This window comes from Parvibaculum sp., assembly GCF_049672805.1.
Lineage (GTDB): Bacteria > Pseudomonadota > Alphaproteobacteria > Parvibaculales > Parvibaculaceae > Parvibaculum.
Map to the genome: position 1 here is coordinate 1 of NZ_JBATWS010000075.1, position 4483 is coordinate 4483.

Consider the following 4483-nt stretch of genomic DNA (forward strand, 5'->3'; position numbering starts at 1 on the left):
ACTTTGTAGGGATCGGGAGAGACAGGTCCGGCGCTCGATCAGAGCGTGGAGAGCAGCCGAACCAGAAAATTCGATGAGCCTTATATAGGCCGATATAAAGAGAATAGCAAGGAGACTTTCCGAATTCCTGAAAAATACTCGTAAATGCTTGTCGGCTATTGGTTTCCCTTTGAAAGAGAACCAAGCACACCGCGCGAAATCTGCTTGCCTACCGAAGTTCCGATGCTGCGCGCGACGCTTTTGCCGAACGCCTCGCCAACCGACTGGCGGCGGCTGGAGGTGGATTTAGAGGTGGAGGCAGAGGCCGAACGCCCCGCTGCCTTCGCGCCGATAAAGGCGACAATCAACGGCACAATGGCCCGCCCGAGCGCGGAGGCAATGGAGCGCAGGAAGCTCGTACCGAAAGCCGCACCGGCGGATTGCCGGGTGCTCGCCCGTTTCGTGGGGGTTTTCTCAGCCTTTTGCTGTTCCTCGACGCTCGCCCTCGCCGCTTCATCCCCTCGCTTCTTCAGAATTTCATAGGCCGACTCCCGGTCAACCGCCGTGTCGTAGCGCGTGCCCACCGGACTTTTCGCGATGATCTCCCGCCGCTCTTCCGGCGTGATCGGCCCCATGCGCGAGGCAGGCGGACGGATCAGCGCGCGCTCTACAATGCCCGGAACGCCCTTTGCCTCCAGCGGCGAGACAAGCGCCTCGCCCACGCCGAGCTGCGTGATGGTTTCCGACACGGTGAAAGCCGGGTTGGCGCGGAATGTCTCGGCCGCCGATTTCACCGCCCGCTGGTCGCGCGGCGTGAAGGCGCGCAGCGCATGCTGCACGCGATTGCCAAGCTGGCCGAGCACCCGGTCCGGCAGGTCAATCGGGTTCTGCGTCACAAAATAAATGCCGACACCCTTGGAGCGGATAAGCCGCACCACATTTTCAATGCGATCCACAAGCGCCTTGGGCGCATCATTGAAAAGGAGATGGGCTTCATCGAAGAAGAAGACGAGTTTCGGCTTCTCCGGGTCGCCCACTTCCGGCAGTTCCTCGAATAGTTCCGAAAGCAGCCAGAGCAGGAAGGTGGCGTAAAGCTGCGGTGTCGCCATCAGCCTGTCGGCGGCGAGAATGTTCACATAGCCGCGCCCGTCCCATGTGGTGCGCATGAACTCCGACAATTCCAGCGCCGGTTCGCCGAAGAAGTTTTCACCGCCCTGCTGGCGGAGCGTCAGCAGCTTGCGCTGGATCGCGCCCACGGAGGCGCTTGTGACATTGCCGTAGGTAGAGCTGATCTCTTTCGAATTCTCCGCCGCAAAGGTGAGAAGCGCCTGCAGATCATTCAGGTCGAGCAAGAGCAAGCCTTCGCGGTCTGCAATCTCGAATACGATGGAAAGCACGCCTTCCTGCGCCTCGGAGAGATCGAGCAGGCGCGACAGAAGCAGCGGCCCCATCTCCGAAACAGTGGTGCGGACAGGATGCCCCTGTTCGCCAAACAGATCCCAGAAAGTGACGGGCGCGGCCTGATAGTCGATCACGCCAAGACCGATCTTCGCCGCGCGCTCATCAAAGCCCGGATTGGGCGTACCGGGCTGCGAAAGACCGGCAAGGTCGCCCTTGATGTCCGAGAGGAAGACCGGCACCCCTGCCCGGGAAAAGCCCTCGGCCAGGATTTGCAGCGTCACCGTCTTGCCGGTGCCGGTCGCGCCTGCGATTAGCCCGTGTCGATTCGCATATTTGAGAAGGAGATGCTGGGGCCGTTCGCCCGCGCCGATAAAGATGCTTTCCGGTGTGTCCATGGCCCCGCTCGTCTCCCTCAAAGGTAGGCGGAGATAATACCCCAGAAATCGGCAGCTTTCAGGCTTGCTCCGCCAACAAGCGCGCCATTCACATTTGGCACCGCCATCAGTTCGGCCGCATTGGAGGGTTTCACGGAACCGCCATAGAGGATGCGCATCTTTGCGCCCTCAGTGCCGAACCGCTTTTCAAGTTCCTTGCGAATTGCCGCATGGACCTTGGCCACATCTTCCGGCGTGGGTGTGCGGCCTGTGCCGATGGCCCAGACAGGCTCATAGGCAATAACGGTGGTCTTGGCCGTTGCATTCTTCGGGAGCGAGCCGCGAAGCTGCGCGCGAATGACTTTCAGTGTTGCCCCCTGATCGCGCTCGGCTTCCGTTTCGCCGACACAGACAATGGCGACAAGACCGGCGCGATGCGCGGCTTCCGCCTTGGCGCGGATCGCGGCGTCGGTTTCCCCATGATCTGCCCGACGCTCGGAGTGGCCGACGATCACATAGCGGGCGCCTGCATCCTTCAGCATCTCGGCCGAGATGTCGCCCGTATGCGCGCCGCTTTCCTTTGCATGACAATCCTGACCGCCAATCGCGATCTTGCTGCCCTTCGCCGTGTCTTTCAGCGTGGAGACGAGCGTGGCGGGCGGGCAGATCAGCACATCGCAAGCCGGCTTCTTTTTTCCGGCCAGCTTACGCGCGAGCGCCGTTACTTCCTTCTTCGAGCCGGTCAGCCCGTTCATCTTCCAGTTGCCCGCTACCAGCGCTCTCACGCGTACAGCCATCTTTCCAGTCTCCGCATCAACAAGAGGGGTTTGCATCGCTTTAGCAGATGCCCCCCCGCCCGCCAACATGCAGGGGCATAGGGCGCGATGCAGAGGGCGCTTCATCCGGTGACACACGCTGCATGCGCGTCATGTTCGATCACTGATGAAAATTTAACACAGTGCGAAAAGATCAGTGATGAGCACATCTATTCAATTGTCAAGTATTCATCACGCATGTATGGTGCGCGTCATGAAAACGCGCCTTCAGCATACGGTCTTTATGACCTTCGGTTGGGAATACTCGCCTTCGGGGCCGGGTCGCTTGCGTATGCGCTGAAAACGCCTGCAAAATCGACATTCGAGAGCCCCATCCACCAGATCGGGGCTCTTGTGTTTTCAGAACTCCGGTCACAGCACCAGACCTGTAACACCGGAGTTTGCCATGATCATCGAATACTTGAATCGTGTGACCGGCCCCGCGCTTGACATACGCGCACCGCCACACTGATCCGCGTCAAATCACAGCTTTCCCGTTTCGGGGACAGGCTTCCGCATAAACCGCCGGAAGCCGAAGGCAGGTTTTTACCTCGCGCCCGGGCGGTGATTACTCAAGAAATACTTTCACTCTCTTCGCATCGGCGGAGAGAGAACGGAGATGAATTATGTCCACGGATATTCTGCTGCGCACGGTACTGCATGGGCGGGGGCCAGGCGTTCTCGCCGCCTTCACCATCTTTCTCACCATTTCCTTCACCGCCCGCCCGCCGGTCGATGTGCTGGAGATGCTTGTCATCTTTCTGCCGGCGCTTGAAGTGGCATTATTCACGCTCGTGATCGCGGTGGTGCGCGATGAAAATCCGCATTGTCTCGGCCCGAGTTCAGCCTTCGCCCTTTGGGCGGCGGCGGCTTTTGTGGGGATGTGGGCGGTGGTCGAGGTGACCGAGGCTGTCATCCATGCCTATGTGGAACTCGGTTTGCCCCCGATCCACGCATCCATGATCTGACAGGCGGGGCACGGCCTGATTTCTGTGGCAAAATCATAAGGAAATCAAGCCGAACGCCCCGCTGACCCGCTTGCGGCCCCAATCCCCCGCACCTATCATGCCGCCCTCATTCGCGGGGGGCCTGACTGGGCCGGGGCCGCATTTTCAGGAACTGACAGAGCCGCCTTACAGAGCGGCCGAAGAGAAAGACGGATCATGCTCGACAGTCTGCGGAAAACAGCCTCCGGAATCGTCGGATTCGTGATTATCGGCTTTCTTGTGATCGCCTTCGCGGTCTGGGGCATTGCGGACATCTTCACCGGCTTCAGCAGCAACACGGTTGCCGAGGTGGGGGACGAGGAGATTGATTCCGCCACTTTCGACCGCGAGTTCCGGATGGAGGTCACCCGCTTCTCCGAACGGCTCGGCCAGCCGCTGACACGCGAACAGGCAATCCGCTTTGGTGTGGACCGCATGACGCTTTCCCGCCTCATCGCCGTTGCCGCGCTTGATGGCGCGACAAGCGAACTGGGCCTTACTTTCGGCGATGAAGCTGTCGGCCTTGCCATCGTGACAGATCCCGCCCTGCAGGGACCTTTCGGCCGTTTCGACCGTGACCTGTTCCGCCAGCTTCTCCTTCAGAACGGCATCACCGAGGCCGCCTTTGTTGAACAGCGCCGCAAGGCAATGACCCGCGATCAGCTCAACAATGCGGTCACAGCGGGTATCCCGACCCCCTCTTCGCTCGTCAGTTCCATCCTGCAATACCAGAACGAGACGCGGACTGCGGGCTACATCATCCTTCCGCCGTCGCTGGTCGGGGATGTGGGCGAGCCGGAAGAAGAAGCCATCTCCTCGCTCTATGAGGATGGTGCCTCCGCCTTCACCATGCCGGAGACGCGCGATTTCTCAGTGATGGAGATTGAGCCGTCTGACCTCTTCGACACGATCTCCATTTCCGATGAGC

Annotated in this window: 4 protein-coding genes; 2 read left to right on the top strand and 2 right to left on the bottom strand. The window is 60.1% G+C overall.

Translation table 11 applies throughout. The features are described 5' to 3' along the window. Positions 1-155: 155 nt before the first annotated feature. Together WBF74_RS02475 and tpiA are read right to left on the bottom strand one after the other, a co-directional pair. Positions 156-1775: a helicase HerA-like domain-containing protein gene (locus WBF74_RS02475; protein ID WP_424434662.1), complete on the bottom strand. Its 1620-nt coding sequence runs from the start codon at positions 1773-1775 to the stop codon at positions 156-158. Between the two features lie 17 nt (positions 1776-1792). After that, positions 1793-2551 (bottom strand): triose-phosphate isomerase, encoded by a 759-nt coding sequence (gene tpiA / locus WBF74_RS02480; RefSeq protein WP_424434665.1) that lies wholly within the window; start codon positions 2549-2551, stop codon positions 1793-1795. Between the two features lie 644 nt (positions 2552-3195). On the opposite strand from tpiA, the gene WBF74_RS02485 reads away from it, so the two are divergent. Together WBF74_RS02485 and WBF74_RS02490 are read left to right on the top strand one after the other, a co-directional pair. After that, the gene (locus WBF74_RS02485; RefSeq protein ID WP_424434668.1) at positions 3196-3537 is read left to right on the top strand and encodes a hypothetical protein; all 342 of its coding nucleotides are present in this window, start codon (positions 3196-3198) and stop codon (positions 3535-3537) included. 195 nt (positions 3538-3732) lie between these two features. Then, a partial coding sequence (locus WBF74_RS02490; protein WP_424434671.1) for a SurA N-terminal domain-containing protein occupies positions 3733-4483 on the top strand: 751 nt, incomplete at its 3' end.